At 67.3% G+C, this 23,634-nt stretch carries 25 protein-coding genes; 9 read left to right on the top strand and 16 right to left on the bottom strand.

Features of this window, described 5'->3' with window-relative positions; translation table 11 throughout:
* Position 1: 1 nt before the first annotated feature.
* Positions 2-1,606: a CYTH and CHAD domain-containing protein gene (locus AB4Y79_RS01890; protein WP_441858244.1), complete on the bottom strand. Its 1,605-nt coding sequence runs from the start codon at positions 1,604-1,606 to the stop codon at positions 2-4.
* Between the two features lie 135 nt (positions 1,607-1,741).
* Here AB4Y79_RS01890 and AB4Y79_RS01885 point away from each other — a divergent pair, with 135 nt between their 5' ends.
* Together AB4Y79_RS01885 and AB4Y79_RS01880 are read left to right on the top strand one after the other, a co-directional pair.
* A complete protein-coding gene (locus tag AB4Y79_RS01885) occupies positions 1,742-3,010 on the top strand; it encodes an MFS transporter (RefSeq protein ID WP_441858242.1) in 1,269 nt (422 codons plus the stop codon).
* Positions 3,011-3,014: 4 nt separating this feature from the next.
* Positions 3,015-3,695: a FadR/GntR family transcriptional regulator gene (locus AB4Y79_RS01880; RefSeq protein ID WP_441858240.1), complete on the top strand. Its 681-nt coding sequence runs from the start codon at positions 3,015-3,017 to the stop codon at positions 3,693-3,695.
* A gap of 198 nt (positions 3,696-3,893) precedes the next feature.
* On the opposite strand, the gene AB4Y79_RS01875 is transcribed toward AB4Y79_RS01880, so the two are convergent.
* Positions 3,894-4,433 (bottom strand): hypothetical protein, encoded by a 540-nt coding sequence (locus AB4Y79_RS01875; protein WP_441858238.1) that lies wholly within the window; start codon positions 4,431-4,433, stop codon positions 3,894-3,896.
* A 159-nt stretch (positions 4,434-4,592) separates the two neighbouring features.
* Here AB4Y79_RS01875 and AB4Y79_RS01870 point away from each other — a divergent pair, with 159 nt between their 5' ends.
* The 3 genes from AB4Y79_RS01870 to AB4Y79_RS01860 are packed head-to-tail and all read left to right on the top strand — an operon-like array spanning position 4,593 to position 6,190.
* Complete coding sequence (locus tag AB4Y79_RS01870) at positions 4,593-4,883, top strand: hypothetical protein (protein WP_441858237.1); 291 nt, start codon at positions 4,593-4,595, stop codon at positions 4,881-4,883.
* Positions 4,884-4,886: 3 nt separating this feature from the next.
* Complete coding sequence (locus tag AB4Y79_RS01865; protein ID WP_441858235.1) at positions 4,887-5,714, top strand: DUF1206 domain-containing protein; 828 nt, start codon at positions 4,887-4,889, stop codon at positions 5,712-5,714.
* A gap of 35 nt (positions 5,715-5,749) precedes the next feature.
* The gene (locus tag AB4Y79_RS01860) at positions 5,750-6,190 is read left to right on the top strand and encodes an SRPBCC family protein (RefSeq protein WP_441858233.1); all 441 of its coding nucleotides are present in this window, start codon (positions 5,750-5,752) and stop codon (positions 6,188-6,190) included.
* A gap of 65 nt (positions 6,191-6,255) precedes the next feature.
* Here AB4Y79_RS01860 and AB4Y79_RS01855 read toward each other — a convergent pair whose 3' ends face one another.
* The 3 genes from AB4Y79_RS01855 to AB4Y79_RS01845 all read right to left on the bottom strand — a co-directional run bounded on the left by AB4Y79_RS01855 (position 6,256) and on the right by AB4Y79_RS01845 (position 9,775).
* Positions 6,256-7,722, bottom strand: coding sequence for an FAD-dependent oxidoreductase (locus AB4Y79_RS01855; RefSeq protein ID WP_441858231.1), 1,467 nt, complete (start codon positions 7,720-7,722; stop codon positions 6,256-6,258).
* A gap of 87 nt (positions 7,723-7,809) precedes the next feature.
* Positions 7,810-9,072, bottom strand: a complete 1,263-nt coding sequence (gene cobA / locus AB4Y79_RS01850) for a uroporphyrinogen-III C-methyltransferase (RefSeq protein WP_441858229.1) — start codon at positions 9,070-9,072, stop codon at positions 7,810-7,812.
* A 94-nt stretch (positions 9,073-9,166) separates the two neighbouring features.
* Entirely contained in the window at positions 9,167-9,775 is a 609-nt protein-coding gene (locus tag AB4Y79_RS01845) for a TetR/AcrR family transcriptional regulator (protein WP_441858227.1), read from the bottom strand.
* Positions 9,776-9,849: 74 nt separating this feature from the next.
* Here AB4Y79_RS01845 and AB4Y79_RS01840 point away from each other — a divergent pair, with 74 nt between their 5' ends.
* Positions 9,850-10,347 (top strand): cupin domain-containing protein, encoded by a 498-nt coding sequence (locus AB4Y79_RS01840; RefSeq protein ID WP_441858225.1) that lies wholly within the window; start codon positions 9,850-9,852, stop codon positions 10,345-10,347.
* A gap of 2 nt (positions 10,348-10,349) precedes the next feature.
* Here AB4Y79_RS01840 and AB4Y79_RS01835 read toward each other — a convergent pair whose 3' ends face one another.
* From AB4Y79_RS01835 to AB4Y79_RS01820, 4 genes are all read right to left on the bottom strand, one after another.
* Positions 10,350-10,817: an SRPBCC family protein gene (locus tag AB4Y79_RS01835; RefSeq protein ID WP_441858223.1), complete on the bottom strand. Its 468-nt coding sequence runs from the start codon at positions 10,815-10,817 to the stop codon at positions 10,350-10,352.
* A gap of 204 nt (positions 10,818-11,021) precedes the next feature.
* Positions 11,022-11,987, bottom strand: coding sequence for an ABC transporter permease (locus tag AB4Y79_RS01830; protein ID WP_441858221.1), 966 nt, complete (start codon positions 11,985-11,987; stop codon positions 11,022-11,024).
* The gene (locus AB4Y79_RS01825) at positions 11,977-12,702 is read right to left on the bottom strand and encodes an ABC transporter ATP-binding protein (RefSeq protein ID WP_441858219.1); all 726 of its coding nucleotides are present in this window, start codon (positions 12,700-12,702) and stop codon (positions 11,977-11,979) included. The genes AB4Y79_RS01830 and AB4Y79_RS01825 overlap by 11 nt, the downstream gene beginning before the upstream one ends.
* A 26-nt stretch (positions 12,703-12,728) precedes the next feature.
* The gene (locus AB4Y79_RS01820) at positions 12,729-13,856 is read right to left on the bottom strand and encodes an ABC transporter substrate-binding protein (protein WP_441858314.1); all 1,128 of its coding nucleotides are present in this window, start codon (positions 13,854-13,856) and stop codon (positions 12,729-12,731) included.
* A gap of 263 nt (positions 13,857-14,119) precedes the next feature.
* Between AB4Y79_RS01820 and AB4Y79_RS01815 the strand changes: the two genes are divergently transcribed.
* Entirely contained in the window at positions 14,120-14,554 is a 435-nt protein-coding gene (locus AB4Y79_RS01815; protein ID WP_441858217.1) for an SRPBCC family protein, read from the top strand.
* Between the two features lie 26 nt (positions 14,555-14,580).
* Here AB4Y79_RS01815 and AB4Y79_RS01810 read toward each other — a convergent pair whose 3' ends face one another.
* The 6 genes from AB4Y79_RS01810 to AB4Y79_RS01785 all read right to left on the bottom strand — a co-directional run bounded on the left by AB4Y79_RS01810 (position 14,581) and on the right by AB4Y79_RS01785 (position 21,293).
* Positions 14,581-15,354 (bottom strand): hypothetical protein, encoded by a 774-nt coding sequence (locus AB4Y79_RS01810; RefSeq protein ID WP_441858215.1) that lies wholly within the window; start codon positions 15,352-15,354, stop codon positions 14,581-14,583.
* A 212-nt stretch (positions 15,355-15,566) separates the two neighbouring features.
* Entirely contained in the window at positions 15,567-16,976 is a 1,410-nt protein-coding gene (locus AB4Y79_RS01805; protein WP_441858214.1) for a sulfate adenylyltransferase subunit 1, read from the bottom strand.
* Positions 16,976-17,920 carry a sulfate adenylyltransferase subunit CysD gene (cysD, locus tag AB4Y79_RS01800; protein WP_018769004.1) on the bottom strand — a complete coding sequence of 315 codons (945 nt, stop codon included), beginning with the start codon at positions 17,918-17,920 and terminating at the stop codon, positions 16,976-16,978. Before cysD ends, AB4Y79_RS01805 begins: the two co-directional genes overlap by 1 nt.
* On the bottom strand, positions 17,917-18,660 hold the full coding sequence (locus tag AB4Y79_RS01795) for a phosphoadenylyl-sulfate reductase (RefSeq protein WP_441858213.1): 744 nt from the start codon (positions 18,658-18,660) through the stop codon (positions 17,917-17,919). Before AB4Y79_RS01795 ends, cysD begins: the two co-directional genes overlap by 4 nt.
* Positions 18,624-20,369: a nitrite/sulfite reductase gene (locus AB4Y79_RS01790; protein WP_441858211.1), complete on the bottom strand. Its 1,746-nt coding sequence runs from the start codon at positions 20,367-20,369 to the stop codon at positions 18,624-18,626. Before AB4Y79_RS01790 ends, AB4Y79_RS01795 begins: the two co-directional genes overlap by 37 nt.
* 54 nt (positions 20,370-20,423) lie before the next feature.
* Complete coding sequence (locus AB4Y79_RS01785; protein ID WP_441858209.1) at positions 20,424-21,293, bottom strand: sirohydrochlorin chelatase; 870 nt, start codon at positions 21,291-21,293, stop codon at positions 20,424-20,426.
* Positions 21,294-21,353: 60 nt separating this feature from the next.
* Here AB4Y79_RS01785 and AB4Y79_RS01780 point away from each other — a divergent pair, with 60 nt between their 5' ends.
* Positions 21,354-22,007 carry a trimeric intracellular cation channel family protein gene (locus AB4Y79_RS01780; RefSeq protein ID WP_441858207.1) on the top strand — a complete coding sequence of 218 codons (654 nt, stop codon included), beginning with the start codon at positions 21,354-21,356 and terminating at the stop codon, positions 22,005-22,007.
* 50 nt (positions 22,008-22,057) lie between these two features.
* Positions 22,058-22,489, top strand: a complete 432-nt coding sequence (locus AB4Y79_RS01775) for a hypothetical protein (protein WP_441858205.1) — start codon at positions 22,058-22,060, stop codon at positions 22,487-22,489.
* A 129-nt stretch (positions 22,490-22,618) separates the two neighbouring features.
* Here the strand turns inward: AB4Y79_RS01775 and AB4Y79_RS01770 are convergent, their stop codons facing one another.
* Complete coding sequence (locus AB4Y79_RS01770) at positions 22,619-23,308, bottom strand: endonuclease domain-containing protein (RefSeq protein WP_441858203.1); 690 nt, start codon at positions 23,306-23,308, stop codon at positions 22,619-22,621.
* Between the last annotated feature and the right edge of the window lie 326 nt (positions 23,309-23,634).

Here is a 23,634-nt window from a genome sequence, read left to right as displayed (position 1 = left end):
CCTAGATGACGCCGCGGCTCAGCACCTCGCGCGATTTCTTCCGGGCCTTCCGGTATTTGGCGTGCGCGGCCAGCATGATTGCATCCTGCTGGCTGAGCAGCTCGGTGTAGATGGCCGCGGTTGCCGGGTCGCTGCCGTCCGCCGCGGTGGCCGCCAGCAGTTCCCTGGCCACCACCGCGTCCTGGAAGCTGCCCAGGATCTTCTGCTGCCGGCGGGCCGCCTTGGCGACTTTGGCGGCGCGCTTGCCGCGGACCAGTCCGGCCGATTCAGCCACGTAGCGCAGCCGCTTTGCGTCCTTGCGTACGCGGTGCAGGGCAAGTTCCTGGTCCGCGCCGCGCCGGGCTCGCTTGGCCGCCTTCTGCGAGCGCTTCAGCCGCTTGGCGCCCTTGTCCACGGCTTTCGCGGCCGCCCGGCGACCGGATGTGACGGCATCGGCGCGCACCGGCGGGTTGTCGCGGAAATCCTCGAGGTTGTCCAGGAGCCGGAAGTAGCGGTCCGAACCCAGCGCTTCCTGCAGGAGGCGGTAGGCGGCGTCGAAATCCTCACCGGTCCGGTGTTCAACCGCTGCCGTGGCGGCGGCGAGTCCCTCACCCGGTGGCAGGTCTGCCAGCTGGTTGCGGAGCTGCGCGCGCAGGACTTCGGCGTCGCGCGGCTGGCCCAGCAGCTGGCCCAACCATTTCAGTTCGTCCCGGAGCCGGCGCACCGGCGATGCCCGGTACAGCTTGCCGTACGCCGCCAGGACGGACCGGATGCGGCGGGCGGCGGAGCGCATGGTGTGGACCGATTCCGGTTGCTCCAGCCGGACGGCGGCGTCGATGGCGAGGATCTCGTCGATCTGCGAGGTCACAAAGACGGTGACGACGGCGGCTGCCGGGGCGCGCTTCCCGGCCAGCAGTGCCGGGCTGCTTGCGGAGTCACTGCCGGGCGCATCGCCGTCGGGTGCGGCGCCGTTGGAGCGCTTCGCGGCTGCCTTGCCCGCGCCCAGGGCGCGCGCCAGTTTGGAGGCGTGCGCGGCGGGCCGGGCACCGGCGGCGGTCAGCAGTTCTTCCATCGGTCCGAAGAGGGCAGGCTCCCCGTGGACCAGTTCCACTTCCCACTCACGCCACCGCTGGCGCACGGTGGTGTCCTTTTTCCCTCCGGCCAGCCGCTCGGCGGTGACGTGGTCGTCGGCGAGGTCGGCGAGGTGCACGCCCTCGTCGCCGTACAGGGGGTAGGTGGTGCGCCGGGTTTCCAGCCGGACCACCGGCACCGGAACGGATCCCCGCAGGTAGGCGTGAAGGTGGGCCAGGAGGCTGTCCGGGACGGCGTCGGGACGGCCAAGGGGTGCGTGCAGCTCCGTCCGCGGCTGCGGGCCATCACCCGGGGCGGCAGCCTTTGGCGGCAGCTTCAGGTGCCAGCCCGCGTCGGCGCCGCCGGTGCGGCGTCGGAGGGTGATCCGGCGGCCCGCCAGGTCATGGGCCGGGGTGTCGAAGTACACCGCCTCGAGGAGGTCGGTGTGGGGCTTTCCGGCCCGGGCCACCCCGGCGGCCTGCTCCAGCGCCGGCACCACGGCGTCAGCGCCGACGTCGTACTTCTTCTCAACTTCAAGTCCCCGCGAAGCCTCCACAGCCGCCCTTCCGCACCACCTGGTCCAAGCCAGGCCCTCCGACAGTCCGTTCGCAGTCTATTCCAGCCCCGGCAGCAGGGAGAGGTTGACCACAAAACCACAAACATCAAACGTCTAACCTTTAGGGTAGAGGGTATGCCCGCCACTCTCCCAGCGTCCGCGCCACCAGCAACCGCCACCAAACCGGCCGGCAACGCCGCCGGCACCGTGTCCGCCAAGCCTCGCTCCGCCGTCGTGTTCGGCGTGATTGCCCTGGTGCTGATCGGCCTGAACCTGCGCGCGGGCATCACCGGAGCGTCAGCCCTGCTGCACGACCTGCAATCGGTGCTGGGTTACGGAGCCCTGGTGGCGGCGATCATCCCGTCCATTCCCACCCTGTGTTTCGCGGTGGCCGGCGCCGCCACGTCCTGGCTGAGCGGCAAGCTGGGCGTGGAGAAGGCCATCCTGCTGTCCCTGACCCTGCTGGCCGGCGGCCTCCTGCTGCGCGGTATTCCCGCCACCGGAATGCTGGTGGCCGGCAGCGTGGTGGGTATGTCGGGGCTGGCCGTATGCAATGTGGCGATGCCGTCCTTCATCCGCGAACACTTCGCCTCCCGGACGTCGCTCATGACCGCCGTCTATACGGTGACCATGACCACGGGCGGCACCCTGTCCGCCGTCCTGGTGGTGCCCCTGGCCCAGGCCCTCGGATCCCCTTCCGCGGCCGTGGGCATGGTGGGCATTGCCGCCGTGGCGGCACTCCTGGGCTTCCTGCCCGTGGCGCTGCACGCCCACCGCCACACGGTCCGGAGCACCGCAGCCCACATCTCCCCCTGGCCCCTGCTGCGCACCCGGAAAGGCCAGCTCCTTACCGCGATCTTCACCCTCCAGGCGCTGCTGGCCTACGCGCTGTTGAGCTGGCTGCCGTACATGCTGACCACCATGGGCATGAGCGCCTCGGACAGCGGGCTGATGTTTGGGCTGATGCAACTGGTGTCCGTCCCGGCCGGCATGGCGCTGATTGCCATCGGCTCCCGGCCGCGCATGCTGCGTCCGGCGTTCTACCTGGCGAGCGTCACCATGGCCGTGGGAGTCGCGGCGCTGCTGGTCCTGCCCGTGGGGCTGGCGGCCATTCCGGCTGTCCTGATCGGTTTCGGCCTGGGCATCTTCCCCCTGGTGATGGTGATGATCAGCCGCAGCGGGACCAGCACGGCCGAGACCACGGCGCTGTCCACCGTGGCCCAATCCTCGGGGTACCTGCTGGCGACGGCGGGTCCGTTCGGCATGGGTCTGCTGCACAGTGCCACGGGCGGCTGGACTCTGCCACTCGTGCTGCTGCTGGCGCTGGCACTGGTCCAGATCGTGGTGGCCCACCTGATCACCGGGCGCGGCATGTCCGGAACCCGTACGGCGGAAAGGAAGTAGCACCGTGTCCCTGAGCCCCTCCGTACGTCAGCCACTGGCCGCCGAGGTCACCGCGAAACTGCGCGCCATGGTCCACTCCGGCGAGTGGGCCCTGAACCAGCGCATCCCGCCCGAGCCCGAACTCATGGCCAAGCTCGGTGTTTCCCGCGGCACCCTGCGCGAAGCGGTGAAAGCCCTGGCGCACGGCGGCATGCTGGAGGTCCGGCGCGGCGACGGTACGTACGTGCGGGCTACGAACGAGATGTCCGGTGCCGCGCGGCGGCTGTACCAGGACCACACCGAGCAGCACATCCTTGAGGTCCGGCTGGGCCTGGACACCCAGGCTGCCCGGCTGGCCGCCCGGAATGCCACGGACGACGACGTCACGTCCCTGAGAGCCTTCCTCACCGCCCGGGACCAGGCCTGGAAGAACGGGGACTTCGAGGCGTGGGCAGACGCCGACTGGGAGTTTCACCTGGGCGTTGCCCAGGCGTCCGGCAACCCGCTGCTGCTTGAGCTTTATGCCAGCTTCGGGACCGTGTTCCACCAGGACCTGCTCACGCAGCAGCGCCGGCCAGGCTTCAACGGGCTCCCCCGGGACGGCCACGAAACCCTGCTTGACGCCATCGAGCAGCGGCACGAGGACGACGCCGTGGCCACCGTGAACCGGAACCTGAACTCCTGCGCGGAATGGCTGGCGGAGTAGCGCCGTCTCGAGTTCCGGTGGCGCTCCGGTTTCCGGAAATCGACGCGCACATTCCCCGGCGCGGACGTTATTTAGTGCGCGCCAGGGAATGTCGATGACGCAATCAACTGTGTGCGTCGCTGCGGAATGTGAGGGTCGCACATGGCGGCGGCCCGGCACTGTGGCGCCGGGCCGCCGTCGTCCGTCCTGCGTGTGCCGTTAGTCGCGGCGCAGGCCGGCAAAGACGTTGGTGGGGCGCTGCATCTCGCCGTGCTTGGCGCCCAGGATGATCACCAGCGCGGCGAAGCCGGGGATGGCCCACTGCAGGAGCTTCAGCTGCTGCTGGGCGGACTTCAGCTCGTCCGACGCGGCCGGATGCGGCTCCGTCGCGCCCTTGGCTCCCTCATCGGCAAGCTTCTCCACTTTCTTGCCCAGGATGCCGGAGTACAGGGTCACCCCGGCGCCCGCGAGCGTTACGGCGGTCTTGATGGCGGTATCCCGCGCTACGCCGTCCTGCTTGGCGATCCGGCCCTTGTTGTCCCAGGCGATCGCGAGGTCCGCCGCCAGGTGGGCAGCGAACGCCGCAGTCTGGACCGGCGCCCACCGCATCCAGCCGGCAGTCGATAGCCGGGTGCGTTCCGCGGGGTCCTTGGCCTGCGCCGTTGCACCGTTCAATCCGATGGCACCCATCAGGGATCCACCGAACCATGCTGCCGCCGTCAGGTCGTGAACTGAACGCGCAATGAGATTTCCTGCCATGATGTGCATTCCTAACGTTGTGAACTGGTACCGGATTGCCGCCCTGCGCGGGCTTCGCGTGCCGTGTCCCATCAAGGTATGGTGCGCCCATACTAAGCACACTTACTAATATTACGAAAGCCCGGCCCCGACCCCGGCCAACCGCGTAATATCAACGCCATGGGAAACACAGGGACATTGTTCGGCTGGGCCTTCGGGAACCCCGCCCGGGAAAGTGACAGCGGCTACGTGGACGCTCTGGAGCGCGAGGCCCTCGGGAACGCCCGGGAAACCGCCAAGGCCAAGGGCGTCAGCGTCCTGGCCGGCTCCGAAGTGTTCACCATCCTCAGCGGCCACGATTCACTGGTGGAACTGGACAACGCCCCCGGTCAGCTCGTGGTCCGCTGCACCGTCCACGTGGAAGGCCCCGGAGCCGAAAAAATGCGGGCCGAAGGGCCCATGAACGGCTGAGGCATGTCCGACGGCGATTCCACCCTCAGCCAGGCAGCCGACGCTGTCGAAGACGCGTCCAACCACAAGGTCATCGACGTCCTGGCCCGTGCAGGATTCGCCGTCATGGCCCTGCTCCATGTGATTGTTGGGGCCATCGCGATCGCCATCGCCTTCGGCCACCAGGGGGACGCTGAACCGACCGGCGCCATCGCCCGGCTGGCTGACAACCCTTTCGGAACAATCGTCATGTGGGCGTGCGTGGTGGCATGCCTTGCCTTGGCTCTGTGGCAGGCCAGCGAAGCGACCCTCCGCGCCCGGAGCCTGCCCCGCAAAGAACGGCTGGCCAAACTGGTTTCGTCGGGTTTCCTTGCCATCGCCTACGGCAGCGTGGGGCTTAGTTTTGCGGGTTTCGCCGTGGGGCAGCCCAGCGACTCGGGCGACAACACCCGGGATTTCAGTGCGGGCATGATGGCGCACCCGGCGGGGCCCTGGATCCTGGTGGCCCTGGGCCTGACCATCCTTGGCATTGGCATCTATTTCATCGTCAAAGGCCTCCGGCGCGGATTCAAGGAGGAGCTGTTCCATTTCATCGGCACCCGGCGGGGCAGGCTGATCGACAGCCTGGGCGTTACCGGCCACGTGGCCAAAGGGATTGCATTGGTCCTCACCGGGCTGCTGTTCGTGATCGCCGCCGCCAGGCACCGGCCCGACGAATCCACAGGTCTGGACGGCAGCCTCAAAGCCCTCCAGGACCATCCGTTCGGGCCTACCCTGCTGGTGGCGATTGGCGCAGGCTTCATCGCCTATGGGATTTTCGCATTGATCCGGGCCCGGTTCGGCCGCATGTAACATCCGTTTTTTGCCCAAGAAGAGAGAAGGAACCCATGTCCACCGTCTCGCTGCTGTTCAAGTGCCCCCCGGCCGACGTCTGGCGGGTCATCGCCGACGGCTGGCTGTACTCCGGCTGGGTGGTGGGGGCGTCCCGGATCAGGGATGTGGACGCCGAATGGCCCGGGCGCGGCTCCCGGCTCCACCACTCCGTGGGCGCCTGGCCGCTGGTGATCAATGACAGCAGCCGCGTCACAGCAGTGGAGCCGGGACGCTCACTGGAACTCGTGGCGCGCGGCTGGCCGGTGGGCGAGGCGAAGGTGGAGATCACGCTGGAGGACCGCGACGGCCAGTGCCTGGTCACCATTGCAGAGGACGCCATCCGCGGGCCGGGCACGCTGATGCCAAAATTCCTCCGGGATCCCGTCATCTCCGCCCGGAACCGGGAGACGCTCCGGCGGCTGGAACTGATGGCTATCGGGGGCGCCGGAAAATAGCGCACCAGGGTTAAATGGCAGGAGCCGCGGAACGGTGGTTCCGCGGCTCCTGCTGTTTCAATGGCCTAGACCTGGGCGGTCACGCCGTCACGGGAGATGGACACCATGTCCTCGCGCGGCACCACCTTGATGCGTTCACGCTTGACCTCGACGCCGTGCGAGCCGCCGGCCTCGGTGGCCGCCGCGCCAAGCGCCAGTTCGTGGGCGTCCAGGGCCAGCCAGCCTTCCCAGGACGTGAACTTCACGCCGCGGGCATCGAAGAGCTCGACGACGGCGTCTTCGGCAGGTGCCTCGGCAACGGGGAGGTTTTCGCGGTCTTCCAGCAGGTAGGTCACGGTCTCCAGGGCATCGCCCTTGGTGTGCCCGATCAGGCCGATGGGGCCGCGCTTGATCCAGCCCGTGGCGTAGATGCCCGGCACGTGGGCGCCCGAGGCATCCAGGACGCGGCCGCCGGCGTTCGGGATGACGCCCTTCTTGTGGTCGAACTCGATCTCCGGCAGGGCGGAGCCGAAGTAGCCGATGGCGCGGTAGACGGCCTGGACCGGGTAGTCCACGTATTCGCCGGTGCCGCGGGCGTTGCCGGTGCCGTCCAGCTCGGTGCGCTCGAACTTGATGCCGGCCACCTTGCCCGGCGCCTCGGCGTCGTCATAGATCTCCACCGGGCTGTGCAGGAAGTGCAGGTGCAGGCGGCGGGAAGCCTTCAGCTCGGAGACGTCCTCGGGCTGTTCGGCGATCCAGTTGGTGAGCGTGCCCACCATGGTCTTGGTCTGGTTGTTCGTCTGGATCTGGCGGTCCGACTCCTCGTCGAACTCGAAGTCCTCCGGGTACAGGATGATGTCCACGTCCTTGGAGTGGGACAGTTCGCGCAGCTCCAGCGGGGTGAACTTGACCTGGGCCGGGCCGCGGCGGCCGAAGACGTGCACGTCGGTGACCGGCGATGCCTTCAGGCCGGCGTAGACGTTGTCCGGGATTTCGGAAACCAGGAGGTCATCGGCGTGCTTAGACAGGACTCGGGCCACGTCCAGGGCCACGTTGCCGTTGCCGATCACGGCGATTTCCTTGGCTTCCAGGGGCCATTCGCGGGGCACGTCAGGGTGGCCGTCGTACCAGGAGACGAAGTCGGCGCCGCCGTAGGAGCCGTCCAGTTCGACGCCGGGGATGTTCAGGTCCGCGTCCTTGATGGCACCGGTGGCGAAGATGACGGCGTCGTAGTGGGTGCGCAGGTCCTCGATGGTGAGGTCCGTGCCGTAGTCCACGTTGCCGAAGAAGCGGATGTCGCCGCGGTCCAGGACCTTGTGCAGGGCATTGACGATGCCCTTGATGCGGGGGTGGTCCGGGGCCACGCCGTAGCGGATCAGGCCGTAGGGTGCCGGGTAGCGGTCGAAGAGGTCAATGCTGACGGTCAGCTCGCCGCTCTTGACGGCCTCGCTCTTGGTGAGGATGTCGGCTGCGTAGACGCCGGCAGGGCCGGAGCCAACGACGGCGACGCGGAGCGGACGCGCAGCAGATCCTACGGTGGTGCTGGATGACACGGCTGTGTTCCTTTTCTTCTGCATCGATTGCTGAGTTATCGCCGTTTTGAAGGCTCATAACGACTAGTACGGAGCAATCGATGGGTTTCAGGTGGTGAGGGCGGTCTTGCGGGGGCTGTTCGGGGTGGTGGTGCCGTAGTCAGCGGTTTTGAAGTGCGACGGCGCGAACGGGCTCACGCGCACCACGTCACCGATGACGATCACGGCCGGGTTGGCAACACCGGCGGCTTCGGCCTGGTCCGCGATGGAGCCAAGCGTGCCGATGGTGACGCGCTGGTCCGGCAGATATCCGTTTTCCACGATACCAACAGGGGTGTCCTCCGGCAGGCCGGCTTCGCCCAGCGCGGACGCAGATTCCCGGAGTAGGCCGACGCCCATGAGCAGGACAATGGTGTGGTCCGGGCGGGCAGGAACTTCGGAGAGTTCCTCGTGGCCGGTAACCACGCTGAACCCCTTCGCCAGTCCACGGTGCGTGACGGGAATGCCCGCTGCGGCGGGGACGGAGATGGCTGATGTAACGCCGGAGACCACCTCAACTTCCACACCGTGCTGCCGGCAATACTCGGCTTCTTCACCGCCACGGCCCAGGACGTAGGGGTCCCCGCCCTTGAGCCGGACCACGCGGTGGCCGTTTTGTGCCTCCGCCACCAGGATGCGGTTGATCTCCGCCTGCGGCACTGGGTGGTGGCCGGGAGTCTTGCCGACTTCGATGACCCGGACGTCCGGGGCGAGTTCGTCCAGGAGGCCGCGCGGGCCCAGGCGGTCAGCAACGACGACGTCGGCCTGGCCCAGGAGCCGGCGGCCGCGGACGGTAATGAGGCCGGTATCGCCGGGACCGCCACCCACCAGGGCAACGGTTCCCTGGTGCGCACGGCGGCGGCGCAGCGGAAGGTCGCCGGTTTCGAGGGCGGTGGCGACGGCGTCCCGGACTGCCATGGCGCGGCGCGGGTCTCCCCCGGCGTTGACGGCGATCTTCACGTCATCCACCTCTGCCACGGCGGGTGTCCAGGCGGCAGACGCTTCATGGTTGGAGGCGTTGACGCACCACACCCGCTGGGCCTCGGCGTCGGCCGATACCTGGGCATCCACCTCCGGATCGCCGGTGGCGGTCTGTACGAACCACACGCCGTCGACGTCGCTGGAGAGGTAGGGCCGCGCTTCCCAGGTGAGCAGGCCGGCGTCGGCCATGTCCTTCAGCGCGGGCGAGGCAACCGGGGCCACGACGGTGACCACTGCCCCGGCGTCGAGCAGGCCCTTGGCGCGGCGGGCGGCAACGGGGCCGCCGCCCACCACCAGCACGGGGCGGCCGAGCAGCCGGAGTGCCGTGGGGTATATGTCCTGAATTGCCATGAATCAACGGTAGGGCCGCGTCACATTCGCCAACAAAGGCCGAGCAACACCAGTTCACGTAAGGTAATGCTGCGTCACAAAGGGTCCAGTGCTGTCAGCGCCACAGGCCATCGGCCTGCGCCTTGGCCAGCAATGCGTTGGCAGTCCACCGCATTGACTCGATGGCTTCCTCCCGGCCCAGCCCGCCCACATCCGTCAGCCAGACCAGGGCTTCAATGCCAATGCAGCTGCGGATGGACAGCACCAGCTTGTGGACCTGGTCATCAGTCAACTCCCCCCGCAGCGGCGCCAGCGCTTCGGCGAGCCAGCCGATGGCACGCCCCTGGCGCAGCGGCAGGCTCCGGTCGGGACCGTCGACGGACTCAAGCGACAAGCGCAGCATGGTCCGCTGCTGCGCCTCGGTCTCCAGGATCATCCGGGTGAACTCCACCACCACGGCGTCGAGCCGCCCGGCCGCGTCCTGGGGCGGAGTGTCCGGCAGCATCGAGGTCCGTGCGGTCTCAGGGTGCGCTGCGGCGAGCAGGTCCCGTTGGCCCGGGAAATAGCGGTAGGCAGTACTCCGCGCGACCCCGGCCGCCTGTGCGGCCTCGTCCACGGTAGGCGTCCTGCCGGCGGCAACCAGAGTCCTGGCCGCGGCCACAAGCGCATCCATGGTCCGGCGCTTCTGGCTGGTCCGTCCGCTGTCCGCATAGGGTCTTGACATGTCCTTCATGGTACCCCAGTCTTGTTATGGGACGTCCGTCCCATAAAGTTTCCCGACGCATCGAGGCGAACAGCATGGAAACGAAGAACGGCTCATCATCCCTGGTCCGCCAGCCCGGCGAAGGACCCAGACGCTGGTTCTACGGCGGCGGAGTGCACACCTGGAAGGCCAGGCAGGAGGAGACGGCCGGGGCGTTCCTGCTGTTCGAGGACGAGATGGCCCTTAACAAGGTCACCCCGCTCCACACCCACCCCGACTCGGACGAAACCCTCTACGTTTTGGCGGGCGAGATCCTGGTGAACCTGGACGGAACTGAGCACCGGATCCCCGCCGGCGGTCTCGCCATGGCACCACGCGGCCTTCCCCACGCCTTCAAAGTGCTGCAGGAGGGCACCCGGATACTGTGCCTGCAGACGCCGGGCAGCGCCCAGTCCTTCTACGACGGCGCCAGCGAGCCACTGTCCGGGGCCGATGCTCCGAACGGTTCAGGAGTGGTGGACTTCAGCCGGATTCGCGCATCCGGCCAGGCCCACGGCGGAATCGAGATCATTGGCCCGCCGCCCTTCGCGTAGCTCTAGAGGTTAGCTGACCCGGCAATCCGGTCGGTCGCGAGGAATCGCCCCCGCTGCCTGATGAGGCGCTCCAGGTACCGGGCCAGGAACAGGCGTTCGACGCCGCGGCCCAGCACACCCAGCGGCGCGGTGAACTCTACCCGGTCCGTCATGACGCTGCCCGTGGGTGTCGCCGCGAAGTCATGGACATGCCGGAAGGCCTTGAAGGGGCCCTTGGCCTGTTCGTCGGTGAAGCTGCGGGGATAATCCAAATGGGTGATCCGGCTGGTCATGGTGAGCGGGATGCAGAAATGCCAGGCCCGCCACGTCACCTCTTGGCCTTCCCCGATAAGGCCGCTGGTGACGCCGGCCACCGCGCGCTCCCCCGACGCCCGCTGCGAGTCCACATGCGCATCGATGCTGCGGGCCAGGTCGAAAAGCTGGTCCACGGGCAGAGGAGACTCGGTGCGGCACACGAAGCTGGCTGTCATGGCGCCAGTCTGCCACGGCTCGCCCTGGCGGGAGCCGCGGTCGCGGGGCACTTTGCCGCATCCCGGCGTCGAACCGGCCCCAAAATCCGGCGTGTCCGTGTCAAAGTGCCCCGGCACCGGCCGCGGCAGGCCGCCAGGGGATGCAGGGAGCCCGACGGCGGGAGGTCGCCGTCGGGCTCTGCAGTGGTTGGGCGCCGGGTTGGGCTAGCGGGTGCTGCCTGTCAGGAGGCCCCGGCTGCGGAGGAGCCGCTTCTCGATGGGCCCGAAGACCAGCAGCTCAATCAGGATGCCCACCGCGAGGATCAGGAGGATGGCAGCCATGACCACGGCCATGTCGGAGAGGGTCCGCCCCTGGTCCAGCAGCGAACCAAGGCCGAAGCCGATGGTGCCGCCCACCGCAATGATTTCGGCGGCCATGAGGGAACGCCAGGAGAAGGCCCAGCCCTGTTTCAGGCCGCCCAGGTAACCCGGCAGCGCAGCCGGCAGGACAATCTGCAGGGCCATCTGTAGCCTTGACGCGCCCAGGACGGTGCCCACCCTGCGGTATTGCGGCGGGATCTGGTCCACGCCGGAGATGAGCCCGTTGATGATGGAGGGGATGGCGCCCATGAACACCACGAAATAGACGGTGGCGTCTGTGAGGCCGAACCAGATGATGGCCGCGGGGACCCACGCCACCGAGGGCAGGACCTGCAGGCCTGAGATGAGCGGGCCAAAGGCGCGCCGCAGCGGTGCCACCTGGGCCAGGAGCAGACCTACCGGGGTCGCAATGGCCACCGAGATGACGAAACCCACTACGCCGCGCTGCAATGAAGTCCATACGGATTCCTGCAGGTTGCCGTCGCCCCAGAGAACGCCCAGCTGGCCGAGGACGTCCAGCGGTCCGGGAACCAGGTCGCGGCGCTTGACGCCGAGCGAGACATAGAACTGCCAGACCAGTACCAAAACCACCAGGGCGGCCACGGGCAGGAGGATCCGGCTCCAGTCGATCCGGTGCTTCCGGTCGGCGTCGGACTGCAGGGAGTCCAAACCGGATTCGAGTTCGCGGAGGTCCTCGTGCCCGCTGGAAGTCCGGGTCAAAGCGGCATGGACGTGCCGGGTTTCAGCAGTTGTGGTTTCGACAGGCTCAACCACCGGCTCCTCCTCAACCAGGGGTGGGTTACTTGGCATGGCGGCGAATCTCCTCCCGCAGCCGGGCGGTGATGACCCCGGTCAGCTGGCCGGCGAGCCCGGCGTCGGTTCGGTGTTCCTCGGTGACGGCCCATTCCTGGACTACGCGTCCGGGGCGGGAGGACAGCAGCAGGACGCGCTGTCCCAGCCGGACGGCCTCGCGGACGTTGTGGGTGACGAACACGATGGTGCGTCCGGTTTCCTTCCAGATCCGTTCCAGCTCGTCGTGCAGCAGGTCACGGGTGATCGCGTCCAGCGCGGCAAACGGTTCATCCATGAGGAGCAGCTGCCGGTCCTGCGCCAGCGAGCGGGCCAGTGAGACGCGCTGCCGCATGCCGCCGGAAAGCTCGTGCGGCCGCTTGTCCCCGGCCGAGCCAAGGTGTACCAGTTCCAGGAGTTCCTGGGCCTTGATGCGGCGCTCAGCCTTGCCCACGCCCCGGAGCTTCAGGGCCAATTCGATGTTTTCCCGGGCCGTGAGCCACGGGAAGAGCGCGGCGTCCTGGAACATGAAGGCGGCGCCGTCGCTGGGCACTTCCAGGGCGCCCGACGTCGGCGCTTCCAGTCCCGCGATGATGTTCAGGAGGGTGGATTTGCCGCAGCCGGAGGCACCGAGGAGGGCAACGAACTCGCCCTGCATGATGTTGGCGTTGACGTCGTCCAGTACCGGGGCGCCGTCGCCGAAGCGCTTGCCCAGGTGTTCCAGTACGACTGGCATGGTGCCGTCCTTAGGTAGTGGGTGGGTCAGTCCTGGCCGAGGCCGGCCGCGGAGATCTTGCTGGTGCCGGTGACCTGGTTGAGCGCACGGAGGTCGAAGAGGCCGCTGATGTCGGCCTTCTTGGTGGTTCCCGCGTCCACGCCATCCTGCAGCAGCTTGGAGTAGCTGCCGGCCAGCGGGTCGAGGGTGAAAGTAATGTTGGCCAGCGACCTGGTAAGGACGTCGTTTGGCAGTGCTGCCCCGGCGGATTCCTGCAGGGCGGCGTTGATGAGGTTCGCTTTCTCATCGGCCGGCGCGGAGTTGAGCCACGCCACGGAATTGGCATTGCCCTTGAGCAGCGCCCTGACGGTATCCGGGTGGTCAGCCGCGTATTTCTGGTTCACGATCAGGACGGTGGTGGGGAACTCGCCCGGCTTGCCGGTTCCGGTTCCATCCCACAGGTCCTTTTCGTCCACCAGCACCTTGGCTCCGGCCTGGAGCACCAGGCGGGAGGCCCACGGCTCAGGCAACCACGCGCCGTCGAGCTTTCCGTCCTGGAACAGCTTCAGGGTCTGGGCGTTGTCCGTGGGGTTGATGGCGACGTCGCCGCTGCCGTCCACGTTGGTCTTGTAGCCCTGTTTGGTCAGCCAGGCCCGGAGCGCGACGTCCTGGGTCCCTCCCAGCTGCGGTGAGGCAAGGGTCTTGCCCCTGAGGTCCGCCGCGGAGTTGATCCCGGGCTTGACCACGAGCTGCGCGCCGCCCGCCGCTGCTCCGGCGATCACGCGGACGGACTGGCCCTGGCTCTTGGCGAAAGAATTGATGGCGGGGTTGGGGCCGATGTATGCGGCGTCGATGGCTCCGGCGTTCAGGGCTTCGATGGCGGCCGGCCCGGCGTTGAAGGTTTCGGTGCTGAGCTTGGTGCCGCCAAGTGCATGTTGCAGGAAGCCTTTTTTGAGACCCACGAGGGCCGGCGCGTGCGTGACGTTGCCGAAGTAGCCGAGTTTCAGCTCGGCCGCAGGGCTGGGCTCTGCCGCCTGGGCCTCGGTGTTGCGGGAGACGTTCGAGGCAACAATGGCCCCGACGGCAATCAGGAGGACCAGCCCGATTGCCAGGGCGGCCTCGACGGCACGCTTGCGCTTGGGAACCGCGCTTTCGCCTGCCACGATGCGGGTCATCCCGGGCTTGGAACTAGTCATTGTTTCACCATAGGGAGTGGCCCAAACCCGTTCAACGACGCGGAAACGGGGGGTCACGCACGTTCATGTAGCGTCACATTCGGCCGCCCGGATGCCCGGTTTTGCAGATTCAGGCGCCGCAACGTTGACCAATTGCCGCAGCATGTGCCGCACCCGCCCGCAGATGCGGCTTCTCCGCGTCCGGGCTAACGTGGCTTCGAGGCTTACCGCAACCGCACGCCGCAGCTGCAAGGAGACCATGCATGGTGAACGTCCAGACCGAGATCCACATCGATAAGCCCCGAAGTGAAGTGGCGGAGTACGCGGCGGACCCTGAGAATGCGCCCAAGTGGTACCGGAACATCCACAGCTCGCAGCGGCTCGGCGAGGGCCCTGCCGGGGTGGGCTCCAAGGTGGCGTTCACCGCAAAATTCCTGGGCCGGGAGCTGAAATATACCTACGAGTTCGTGGAGTTCGTCACCGGCGAGAGGCTGGTGATGCGGACGGCCCAGGGCCCCTTCCCCATGCAGACCACCTACACCTGGACGGACGACGACGGCGGGACGCGCATGACGCTCGGCAACAGCGGGAGCCCCTCGGGTTTCTCCAAGCTGGCAGGGTTGTTCATGGAGCCAATGATCCGGCGTGAAACGCGCCGGGACCTGCAGAAACTGAAGTCCATCCTCGAGGGCCGATAGCGGAGGTCCACTGACGGGCCGGGAACTCAGGCGGTGCTTGCCAGGCGGTGGCGGGGCCCTGCCACGCTCGCCCGGTGCTGGAACAGACGGCGCACGTTGAGCCAGCAGAACAATGCCAATCCCAGGTACAGGCAGAGCTCCATCACTTCGGAATACTCAGAAATTCCGTAATCGGCCGCCGGCCAAACCAACAGGCGGAAGAGCCGGTACGCCGCGGCCAGCCCGAAAGCCGGCACCAGGCCCAAGGGCGGGATGAGCAGTTGCAGGGACGCAGCCTTCTTCCAGCGTGCCCGGACCGCCGCCCAAACGAGGGGGGCGCGTGCACCGTACAGGCTGGCCAGGAGCATGGCGGCCGGGACCAGTTCCTGCACGCCCCGGATGTTGTGCAGGGTGGTTTCGCCCTGCCCGTTGATTTGCTCCATGGATTCGGGAGTCTGCCAGCCAAAAATCCGCTGGCCCCAGGAGATTTCCTCGCCGGCGAGGAACCAGGCCCCGGCGCCAACCAGCCCGTAAACAAGAGCCATGCCCTTCTGTCCGGACGCCGGGAGCCGGACAGCGAGGAAGGTCAGGAAGATGGCCGCGCCCAGGAGGCTGAGGAACTGCAGCCATTCCACCAGCGAGTCTTCGGCGAGGAGCCAGATGTACAGCGGCGGATAAAGGACCGTGGCCGCAGCTGCCATCGCAATGCCGACGGGGAGCAGGGCGAGCATCAGTGCCTGCCGCCGGGTGATCCGCCAGTCCCGGGCATCGCGCGCGAATACCAGTACCGCTTTGGTGCGCCACCGGTGGATGGCTGGCATCGCGCCTCCTGAACCAATGGCCCGGGCCTGGAACCCCGGGCATCGAGTAAACAATGCCTGAGCTTCCCATGCCGCCATTCGCCGGGAAAGATCCGGCGGGCACCAGTGCGGTTAACGTGCGGGTTGCCGCAGGAACGCGAAATCGCCGGAACGCTGCGGGGGAGCCGTAGCGTTCCGGCGACCTTGCAGCGTTCCGGCGATCCGGACAGGAACTAGATGCTGTAGCGCTCGTCCTCGTGGTCCCCCGGGTGGTCCTTGACCAGGCCGGCGGCCAGGGTGTTGCCGTCCAGCGGATCGATCACCAGGAACGCGCCGGTGCGGCGGTGGTGCAGGTAGTTCTCCAGCGGCAGCGGGGCGGCGAGCCGGAGCTGCGCGTTGCCGATGTCGTTGAGCTCCAGGCTTGACGCCGCCTCCAGCTTGAAGGTGGCCAGGTCCAGCTTGCCGGAGACGTTGCGGACCATCCCCTGCACCGTCCGGGTACCGTGCTTGACCAGCACCTTCTGGCCTTCGCGCAGCGGCTTGGGCGAGAGCCAGCAAAGGGCGGCGTACAGGTCGGCGGAGGCTTCCCGGACGGTCCCGGCAGCGGCGATGGTGTCACCCCTGGCGACGTCGAACTCGTCCGCCAGCCGGAGGGCCACCGACTGCGGGGCGGCGGCTTCCGCCAGCGAATCACCGGCGAAGTCGATGCCCACCACGGTGGTGGTCCGCGGGGACTGGCCCGGCGTCAGGACGGAGACCTGGTCCCCCACCTTCACTGAACCTTCGGTGATCTGCCCGGCGTAGGCACGGTAGTCACGGTACGCCTCCACGTCCAGGCCGGCGGCGACGGCGTCAGGAGCCAAGGCGCCCTGCGGCCGGACCACCAGCTGGACCGGGAAGCGGAAGCTTTCCAGGTGGCTCTCGAGCTCATCAGCGGCGGGGAGGGTCTCGAGGACCTCCAGCAGCGCGGGGCCGGTGTACCAGGGGGTCCGCTCCGAGCGGTCCACCACGTTGTCGCCGTCGAGCGCCGAGACCGGGATGACCAGGAGGTCGGAGATGCCGTCCGAACCGAGGCCCAGTTCACGGCCCACCTGCTGCACGTCGGCTTCGATCCCGCGGAACACGGATTCGCTGAAGTCCACCAGGTCAATCTTGTTCACTGCCACGATCACGTGCGCCACGCGCAGCAGCTGCAGCACGGACAGGTGCCGGCGGGTCTGCTCCAGCACGCCCTTCCGGGCGTCAATGAGGACGACGACGGCATCCGCGGTGGATGCGCCGGTCACCGTGTTCTTTGTGTACTGCACGTGCCCGGGGCAGTCTGCCAGGATGAAGCTGCGGCGGTCGGTGGCGAAGTAGCGGTAGGCCACGTCGATGGTGATGCCCTGTTCGCGTTCGGCGCGCAGGCCGTCGGTCAGCAGGGCCAGGTCGATGCCGCCCTTGTCGCCGCCGAAGCCGCGGTCCGCGGAGGTGCGGGCAACGGCGTCGAGCTGGTCGGCCAGGATCGCCTTGGAATCGTGCAGGAGGCGGCCCACCAAAGTGGACTTGCCGTCGTCGACCGATCCCGCGGTGGCGAAGCGGAAGAGCGTAGTGGGCAGGCTTTCGTTGATTGAGCCTGTCGAAATCTCGGAAATCGTGCTCATTAGAAGTACCCGTCCTTCTTGCGGTCTTCCATGGCGGCCTCGGAGATGCGGTCATCTGCGCGGGTGGCGCCACGTTCGGTGAGGGTTGAGGCGGCGACTTCCACCACGACGTCGGACACCGTGTAGGCGTTGGACTCCACGGCGCCGGTGCAGGACATGTCGCCCACGGTGCGGTAGCGGACGGTCTTGGTGATGACCTCTTCGCCGTCGCGGGGCTGGGACACTTCGCCCACTGCGCGCCACATGCCGTCGCGGGCGAAGACCTCACGCTCGTGGGCGTAGTACAGGCCCGGCAGTTCGATGTTCTCGCGCTCGATGTAGCGCCAGATGTCCAGCTCGGTCCAGTTGCTGATGGGGAACGCGCGGACGTGCTGGCCCACCGTGTGGCGGCCGTTGTACAGGTTCCACAGTTCGGGGCGCTGGTTGCGCGGGTCCCACTGGCCGAACTCGTCGCGCAGGCTCAGGATGCGCTCCTTGGCGCGGGCCTTGTCCTCGTCGCGGCGGCCGCCGCCGAAGACGGCGTCGAACTTGTTCTGCTGGATGGCGTCCAGCAGCGGGACGGTCTGCAGCGGGTTGCGGGTACCGTCGGCACGTTCTGCAAGCTCGCCGCGGTCGATGAACTCCTGCACGGAGCCGACCACGAGCTTGAGGCCCAGCCGCTCAACGGTGCGGTCGCGGAAGTCGATGACCTCGGGGAAGTTGTGCCCGGTGTCCACGTGCAGCACGGGGAACGGCACCTTGCCCGGCCAGAACGCCTTGGTGGCCAGGTGCAGCATCACCACGGAGTCCTTGCCGCCGGAGAACAGCAGCGCAGGCTTCTCGAACTCGGCAACAACCTCGCGGATGATGTGGATGGCCTCGGACTCCAGGGTGTCCAGGCTGGACAGGCGCGTGGATACGGCGGCGTCAGTCACCTGGGTCTCCTCGGTAAGTGAAGTGCTCATACGTGTAGCCCGCATTCTGTCTTGTCGGATCCTGCCCAGCGGCCGGCGCGGGGGTCCTCGCCGGGTGCCACCTTCCGGGTGCAGGGCTGGCAGCCAATGGAGGGGTAGCCCTGGGAAAGCAGCGGGTTGACGGGCAGGAGGTTGTCGTCGGAGTACTGGACCAGCTGGTCGAACGTCCAGGCAGCCATCGGATTGACCTTGACCAGGCCGTTCGCCTCGTCCCAGGTGATCAGCGGGGTGTTGGTGCGGGTGGGGGCTTCGTCACGGCGGACGCCGGTGAACCAGAGCTCGTAGCCGGCCAGGGTGCGCTGCAGCGGGGCCACCTTGCGGAGGGCGCAGCACTGGGCGGCGTCGCGGGCGAAGAGGTCCTTGCCCAGCAGCCGGTCCTGCTGCTCCACCGTGTTCTCCGGCAGCACATCCACCACGTTGACGCGGAGGTTCGCGGCCACCTCGTCGCGCGTGGCGTAGGTTTCCGGGAAGTGGTAGCCGGTCTCCAGGAAGAGGACGTCGACGCCGGGCATCTGGTCCGCCACCAGGGCGGGCAGGACGGCGTCGGCCATGGAGCAGGCGACGGCGACGGCGGGCAAGTCAAAGTTACGTTCAACCCAGGCGATGACGTCGCGGGCGGGGGCGTCCCAGCCGAGCTCGGCGGCACCGGCTTCGGCGATGGCCTTCAGCTCTTCCTTGGTGCGGAGTGTGGTTGTCACTGGAGTGCCTCCTCGTCTGCTGCGTGGGCCCATTCGGCGAAGCTCTGGCCTTCGGCGCGGTCGGCCACGAACCGGCGTACTACACGCTCAACGTAGTCGGGCAGGTCGTCAACGTACACCTTGAGGCCGCGGACGGTGCGTCCCAAGCCTGCTTCCTCGCGGTCGTTGGAAGCCAGGCCGCCACCGAGGTGGACCTGGAAACCCGGGGAGGGGTCGCCGTCGGGCGTTGGCAGCATCATGCCCTTGAGGCCGATGTCCGCCGTCTGGATACGGGCGCAGGAGTTGGGGCAACCGTTGATGTGCAGGGACAGTGCCTGCGGCAGTTGGCCCGAGCCGGCGAGGTCGGCCAGGCGGCGTTCCAGCTCCGCCACGGCCGTGGCGGCAGTCATCTTGGTTTCAACGATGGCCAGCTTGCAGTACTCGATGCCGGTGCAGGCGATGGTGCCGCGGCGGAAGACCGAGGGCCGCGCGGAAAGGCCCAGTGCGTCCAGTTCTGCCACGAGGGGCTCCACCTGGTCCTTTTCGACGTCCAGGACCACCAGTTTCTGGTGTGGCGTGGTGCGCAGCCGGAAGGAGCCGCGGGCTTCGAGGGTGTCCGCGAGCTTCACCAGCGCGGACCCGGACAGGCGGCCGGCCAGCGGCGTGGCGCCGATGAAGAACTTGCCGTCCTTCTGCTCGTGCACGCCCACGTGGTCACCCGGGGTGGCGGGCTTGGGTGCGGCGGGGCCATGGGCAAGCTTGTAACCGAGGTATTCGTCCTCCAGGATCTGGCGGAACTTCTCTGTGCCCCAGTCGGCCAGGAGGAACTTCAGGCGGGCCTTGGTGCGCATGCGGCGGTAACCGTAGTCGCGGAAGATGCTGGTGACCCCGAGCCATACGTCGGCAGCCTGGTCCGGCTTGACGAACGCGCCGAGCCGCTTGCCCAGCATGGGGTTGGTGGACAGCGCGCCGCCCACCCACAGGTCGTAACCAATGCCGAGTTCGGGGTGCTCGATGCCCACGAAGGCGCAGTCGTTGATCTCGTGCACCACGTCCTGGCTCGGGTGGCCGGTGATGGCGGTCTTGTACTTGCGCGGCAGGTTGGACAGCAGCGGGTTGCCGATGAACCGCTCCCCCAGCTCGGCGATGAGCGGGGTGGGGTCGATGATCTCGTCCTTGGCGATGCCGGCTACGGGCGAGCCCAGGATGACACGGGGTACGTCGCCGCAGGCTTCGGTGGTGGACAGCCCAACAGCCTCCAGGCGGTTCCAGATCTCGGGGATGTCCTCCACCCGGATCCAGTGCAGCTGGATGTTCTGGCGGTCGGTGAGGTCGGCGGAGTCCCGGGCGAAGTCCACCGAGATCTGGCCGATCACGCGCAACTGCTCGGTGGTAAGCGCACCGCCGTCGATCCTCACGCGGAGCATGAAGTACTTGTCCTCAAGCTCGTGCGGCTCCAAGGTCGCCGTCTTGCCGCCGTCGATCCCCTGCTTGCGCTGGGTGTACAGGCCCCACCAGCGGAACCGGCCGTGCAGGTCCTGGCCGGGGATGGCGTCGAAGCCTTCCTTGGCGTAGATGGTCTCAATACGCTCGCGGACGTTCAGGCCGTCGTCTTCCTGTTTCCAGGTTTCGTTGGCATTCAGCGGCGTCTTGCCGTCCACCTTCCACTGGCCATGCGGCTTCGCGGCGGGGCGGGACGTGCGTGCGGGGCGCTTGGGGGCAGCCGAATCCGCGGACGCTCCGGCTAGAGCTGTATCAGTCATGCATCGACTGTAGGGCGCCCCCGATTTACGTCACAAAGGCCCGGAAATGCAGAGTCACCTAGGGAAATATTTCGTCACGAAACGCCGGACGGCCTTGAAGAAGCCACCCTCCTGTGCATCGGCAGGCGCCCCGGCTGCTGCTGCCTCCGGCGCTGCCGGTGCGGCTTCCGGGGCAGGCTCGGAGGGCGTTTCACGCATCTTCGCGACGGCGGCGTCGTACCTGTCCAGCGCGATTTCAGCGAGCGTGGCGGACGGCAGCAGGGGCTCGGTGACGACGTCGGCCCCCGCCTTCGCCAGCTGGTCGTGGAAGTAGCCCGGCGCCAGGAGATAGGAGGCAATCACCACGCGGCCGCCGACGTCGACCGCTCCCGCGGACTCCCCCGCCCCCGCACCTCCTGCCAGCTCCTCCCGAAGCATCGCGACGGCGTCGGGCACGGAAGGCTTGGCGGAGGCACCGTAGGCGGCCACGATGCGATTGGACCGCAGCGCCTGCAACTGGCCCAGCACTTCCTCAACACTGACCGCGGCGTTGGGATTGGACGAGCCCGCGGCGGCAAGGACGACGACGTCGTTGTCCGTGGTGCCTGCCTCCCGCAGCCGCTGGTCCAGCAGCGCGGCAAGCCGATGGTCCGGGCCCAGCGGAGCGGCGGCGGCACTCCCAGGTCGACTCTTCACCGCCCGCGCAATGTCCACCTTCACGTGGTAGCCAACACTGAGCAGCAGCGGCACCACTACCGCGGGCTCCCCCTCCGGCAGGCCCGCCACCACATCCACCAGGTCCGGCTGCTGGACGTCCACATAGGCTTCGCGGACGTCGAGCCCGGGGCGCAGTTCCGCAATGGCGACGCGCAGGGCGTTGACCTCCGCGGCCCCCTGTGTGTTGGACGTCCCATGGGCGCAAGCGATCATGATGGGGCTGTTCATAGGGGCTAGCGTAACGTTGGAGCCGCCCTGTCCGCCCTCTTTGAAATACCGGGACGTCCCATGACATTCGCCTTTGACAACTCCCCGGTGTGGCTGGATCTGCTGGGCGTGTTCTTCTTCGCGGTCTCGGGTTCACTGCTCGCGGCGCGGAAGCAGATCGATATTGTGGGATCGCTCCTGCTGGCGTCGCTGGTGGGGCTCGGCGGCGGCGTCATCCGGGACATCATCCTGGGCATAGTTCCGGCGGCCTTCACCAATCCGGCGTACCTGGCCCCGCCGGTGCTGGCCACGGTGCTGGTGTTCTTCCTGTTTTCCAGCGTCCAGCGCTACACATCCCTGCTGATCCTCTTCGACGCCGCCGGCCTGGCCCTGTTCTGCATGACCGGCACGCTCAAGGCGCTGGCCACGGGCCTGAACCCGGTGGCGTCCGTGCTGCTCGGTGTGACGACAGCTGTGGGCGGCGGCCTGCTGCGGGACATCACCGCCAACGAGGTGCCGGAATTGTTCAACCCCAAGGACATATACGCGCTGCCGGCGTTCCTGGGTTCGTCGCTGACTGCTGCCCTGTGGGTGGTGGGCGTATTCAACGTGCTGACGGCGGCCGCCATCGCGGCACTGGTTTTCACGTTCCGGGTCCTGGCCTGGCGGCGGTCGTGGCAGGCGCCGCTTGCCGTCCGCGGATGGCACCGGCGGGCGGGCGATACAGGGTTGTAGTGGCTGTTCCATGTCATTTTGAGGGGTCCGGGATTGGCTAGGATATGACCATGACTGACATGTTCCTCGAGAAGTTCCGCGCGCTTGTTCCGAAGTATCTCGAGGATGAATGGCAGGAAGCGGACGGCCTGACCCAGGCGGAGCTGGACGAAGCCCTCGCCGAGCACCAGTTTGAGATCCCGCTGGTCCTGCGCGAGTTCTATCTGGCCCTGGGCGGCTGCGAGGACCTGATGGAGGCGTACCACTACTTCTGGGACCCCGAAGAGCTTGAAGTCGATGATGAAGGCTTCCTGATGTTCCTCGAAGACGAAGAGGAACAGTTCACTTGGGGCTTCCGCGTGGGCGACCTCGGCGTGCCGGACCCCATCGTGTACCGCCGCAACAATGCCCGCGGCCAGTGGAAGTCCGAGGAAGGCACCTTCTCCGAGTTCGTCTTCGACATGTTCGAGTGGGCTTTCGAGGAAGACGAAGAGGAAGAGTAGGGCTCTCCCCGCTTTTTGGCGCTGCCTTCCCGGGGCCCGCTGAATCTCCCCACCTTTGAGGGGTGTCGACGGCGTGTCCCCGGTTTTGCCGGCGCGTCTTGCAGTTTCAAGATTCAAAGCCGGTGAATTTCAGCGGATAACCCTGCCCCTCAGCACCTGCCAAACTTCGGCGACCACCTTCTCGGGGTTATGGACAACGTCCGCATACCCATACCGCAGTACCGCGTAGCCGCTGAGGGTGCTGGCATTGTTCCGTGACCGGTCCTTCTTCACTTGTCGCGGCTCGAGGTGGCTGCCGCCGTCAATCTCGACGATCAGGAAACCCTCAAGCAGGAAGTCCACGAAGCCGATTCCGGGCAATCCGACCTGGGTTTGCGTATGGATTCCCGCGCCACGAAAGAGAATGCGGGCCACCACTTCAATTGGTGAGTCCGCGCTGCCGTCGACAAGGTCCAGGACTTTGCGGGCGGCTCCGTTGCGGTTCCCCGGCAGCCGTTGATGCAGGTAGGGCAACGTCGTCACGCCCAGCCGCACCGCGCTCTCCACCATCACAGCGGCCTCGATCTCAGGCAGGCAGCGCAAGCCGTGGATGAGGATATCGGTGGTGCTGGCAACGGGCTCCGCCGTACCATGCTGGACCAGGGACCCGCGGTGCACCACGGCATTCGGCGGCCCGCCGTGCCGGCACAGCAGATGTACCTTGTCCGGCCCGTGCAGCAACCACAGTCCGCGGTGCGGAGCCCCTGAGGCGCAGGTGAGTAGCCCGTTACCGAGCACTGCAGTAACAAAGTCCTGAGGGGCTTCCCGCAGGGCCAGCACTCCGTGCCTGAGACGGCAGAGCTCACCAGATGCCGCCGCATTGCGGATATCCCGGTCCGAGAACCCGGCTTTCAAAATTGTTTGGGTGCGGGCCACAGAACCGGCATTGCGAAGGAAATGACAAACATCCATAAGGCCAGCACAGCGGACGGACGCACATACCCAAGAGCCTGGTTCACGCTATGTGCATAACCCGCGCCGCTGAAACTCCTCAAGTTCGGGCAGCGGTCCCGGCGCGCCACGGCAACCCGCCGACGCTGGTCCACCCCTGGTGCTCAAACATGGGCAGACTCAGCGCCAAAACTTTTTGACACCCGCAGTTACAG

Origin of the sequence: Pseudarthrobacter sp. YAF2 (genome assembly GCF_052113345.1) — a bacterium.
GTDB lineage: Bacteria > Actinomycetota > Actinomycetes > Actinomycetales > Micrococcaceae > Arthrobacter.
This window is presented reverse-complemented; position numbering and strand designations above follow the sequence as displayed.

Bases quoted from the DNA above. Each gene is read 5' to 3' on its own strand.
- AB4Y79_RS01875 (WP_441858238.1), bottom strand. From the start codon at position 4,433: ATGGCAGGAAATCTCATTGCGCGTTCAGTTCACGACCTGACGGCGGCA.
- AB4Y79_RS01865 (WP_441858235.1), top strand. From the start codon at position 4,887: ATGTCCGACGGCGATTCCACCCTCAGCCAGGCAGCCGACGCTGTCGAA.
- AB4Y79_RS01805 (WP_441858214.1), bottom strand. From the start codon at position 16,976: ATGAGCACGATTTCCGAGATTTCGACAGGCTCAATCAACGAAAGCCTG.
- cobA (WP_441858229.1), bottom strand. From the start codon at position 9,072: ATGGCAATTCAGGACATATACCCCACGGCACTCCGGCTGCTCGGCCGC.
- AB4Y79_RS01785 (WP_441858209.1), bottom strand. From the start codon at position 21,293: ATGAACAGCCCCATCATGATCGCTTGCGCCCATGGGACGTCCAACACA.
- AB4Y79_RS01810 (WP_441858215.1), bottom strand. From the start codon at position 15,354: ATGCCAGCCATCCACCGGTGGCGCACCAAAGCGGTACTGGTATTCGCG.
- AB4Y79_RS01780 (WP_441858207.1), top strand. From the start codon at position 21,354: ATGACATTCGCCTTTGACAACTCCCCGGTGTGGCTGGATCTGCTGGGC.
- AB4Y79_RS01820 (WP_441858314.1), bottom strand. From the start codon at position 13,856: ATGACCCGCATCGTGGCAGGCGAAAGCGCGGTTCCCAAGCGCAAGCGT.
- AB4Y79_RS01845 (WP_441858227.1), bottom strand. From the start codon at position 9,775: ATGTCAAGACCCTATGCGGACAGCGGACGGACCAGCCAGAAGCGCCGG.
- cysD (WP_018769004.1), bottom strand. From the start codon at position 17,920: ATGAGCACTTCACTTACCGAGGAGACCCAGGTGACTGACGCCGCCGTA.
- AB4Y79_RS01795 (WP_441858213.1), bottom strand. From the start codon at position 18,660: ATGGGCCCACGCAGCAGACGAGGAGGCACTCCAGTGACAACCACACTC.
- AB4Y79_RS01860 (WP_441858233.1), top strand. From the start codon at position 5,750: ATGTCCACCGTCTCGCTGCTGTTCAAGTGCCCCCCGGCCGACGTCTGG.
- AB4Y79_RS01885 (WP_441858242.1), top strand. From the start codon at position 1,742: ATGCCCGCCACTCTCCCAGCGTCCGCGCCACCAGCAACCGCCACCAAA.
- AB4Y79_RS01825 (WP_441858219.1), bottom strand. From the start codon at position 12,702: ATGCCAGTCGTACTGGAACACCTGGGCAAGCGCTTCGGCGACGGCGCC.
- AB4Y79_RS01775 (WP_441858205.1), top strand. From the start codon at position 22,058: ATGACTGACATGTTCCTCGAGAAGTTCCGCGCGCTTGTTCCGAAGTAT.
- AB4Y79_RS01815 (WP_441858217.1), top strand. From the start codon at position 14,120: ATGGTGAACGTCCAGACCGAGATCCACATCGATAAGCCCCGAAGTGAA.
- AB4Y79_RS01830 (WP_441858221.1), bottom strand. From the start codon at position 11,987: ATGCCAAGTAACCCACCCCTGGTTGAGGAGGAGCCGGTGGTTGAGCCT.
- AB4Y79_RS01840 (WP_441858225.1), top strand. From the start codon at position 9,850: ATGGAAACGAAGAACGGCTCATCATCCCTGGTCCGCCAGCCCGGCGAA.
- AB4Y79_RS01870 (WP_441858237.1), top strand. From the start codon at position 4,593: ATGGGAAACACAGGGACATTGTTCGGCTGGGCCTTCGGGAACCCCGCC.
- AB4Y79_RS01835 (WP_441858223.1), bottom strand. From the start codon at position 10,817: ATGACAGCCAGCTTCGTGTGCCGCACCGAGTCTCCTCTGCCCGTGGAC.
- AB4Y79_RS01790 (WP_441858211.1), bottom strand. From the start codon at position 20,369: ATGACTGATACAGCTCTAGCCGGAGCGTCCGCGGATTCGGCTGCCCCC.